This is a genomic window from Gilliamella sp. Pra-s52 (assembly GCF_009795805.1).
Lineage (GTDB): Bacteria > Pseudomonadota > Gammaproteobacteria > Enterobacterales > Orbaceae > Gilliamella.
In genome coordinates this window covers 1-1,438 of sequence record NZ_WTEY01000040.1, presented here as the reverse complement: position 1 = coordinate 1,438, position 1,438 = coordinate 1, and the positions used below count along the sequence as shown (strand labels likewise).

The 1,438-nt window shown below is 32.8% G+C and carries 2 protein-coding genes and 1 pseudogene; all 3 read left to right on the top strand.

The genetic code is table 11. The features are described from left to right. Window positions 1-17 precede the first annotated feature (17 nt). Window positions 18-512 (top strand): annotated as a pseudogene (locus GQ594_RS11835) (M15 family metallopeptidase); the annotation flags it as partial. Between the two features lie 48 nt (window positions 513-560). Next, entirely contained in the window at window positions 561-731 is a 171-nt protein-coding gene (locus GQ594_RS12545) for a M15 family metallopeptidase (protein WP_160413181.1), read from the top strand. Further along, window positions 706-1,140: a hypothetical protein gene (locus GQ594_RS11825; protein WP_160413178.1), complete on the top strand. Its 435-nt coding sequence runs from the start codon at window positions 706-708 to the stop codon at window positions 1,138-1,140. Before GQ594_RS12545 ends, GQ594_RS11825 begins: the two co-directional genes overlap by 26 nt. The last annotated feature ends 298 nt before the right edge of the window (window positions 1,141-1,438 follow it).

Sequence of the window (1,438 nt, the reverse complement as noted above, 5' to 3'; positions counted from 1 at the left end):
ATCAGCGTGATATTGCGATGAAAAAAGTAGACGAAGCGCATGAACATGTCAAAAAAAATTGGCAACTAGAAAAAGCGCAACGCATCAAACCCTCGCTGTGGTGGCAACAGGTGGCACAAGTGCAAGCTCAAGCTCAAACAACCAGCACAGAACAAAGCGATGCGAATGCTAATACCCCGAAACTATCCAATCTATCAAATGATGGCAAGGCGTGGTTTATTCACCCGGTGGCGATGGTGGATTATTTTAATGTTACAGAAAAGAAAACTGAGACTTGGGATAGTGTGACAAATTCAAGAATTACGTTATTACACCCGAGAATTCGTCAAAATGCGGTAGATTTTATCAACGATGTAGAAGAACAATTTGGAATACAATTAAAAGTTACGACAGGACTTAGAACTATTGATGAACAAAATCGCCTTTATGAGCAAGGTCGTACAACATCTGGAAATATAGTTACTTGGGTTAGAGGAGGATATAGTTACCATAATTATGGATTAGCAATAGATGTTATAGAGATCAAAGATAAGAAAGTTAATTAGGACGAAAACGTTTTAATCAGAATATCCTCTGTAGGTATAAGAAATGGTTTTTCTTGGGGCGGTAATTGGAAAAAACAAAAAGATTATCCTCATTTTGAAATTACTTTTGGTTATAAAGCATCGGAATTATTAGAAAAATATAATAAAGGAGAATTAGATAATGAAGGGTATATTATATTTGATTAGCATTAACATTTTATGCGTATCATTCGGATTAAAAGCTGAAGAGATAACACTTGAATCTTTACATGCGACAGAGGGTGCTGTGTTAAATTGTATGAAAAAGCAACTTAATCTTAGGATTTATGGTGAAACATACCGTTCAAAAATTGTTGTTAGTAAAAGAAAGGATTTATTTGAAGTATTATCAAACACTGAATACTACAATATACCAATTGGTTATCATGATGAAAATTTAAAATCCGAAATCGTTTTTACTGTTGAAAATAAATATTTTATTAAAAATAAAGAAATTATTTCTGCTGTATCTCTTGATTCTATGTATAAAAAAAATGCTAATGATGATTTATCAATTTTATCAGATGCAATAACTGAAGCTCATGAAAATAAAAAATGTTTATCATGGAATTTTTAGTGAATCATTAATGATATACGTGATTTATTGTAAAACACATTAGATAACAATAAAACATAAAACGAGTAGTGGGGGAACAATGAAGTTTATTGGAACATGACGCGATGAAGCATTAAGCAAATGGAACGAAGTTGATGACTTATTTGAAGAAGAAAAACAACAACAAAAATCGCTTATTGAAGCGGGATTAGATGAGTGGAGAATCACCGAGCTTTATCAGCGTGATATTGCGATGAAAAAAGTAGACGAAGCGCATGAACATGTCAAAAAAAATTGGCAACTAGAAAAAGCGCAACGC

Coding starts and splice junctions, on each gene's coding strand:
- GQ594_RS11825 (WP_160413178.1), top strand. CDS start 706: ATGAAGGGTATATTATATTTGATTAGCATTAACATTTTATGCGTATCA.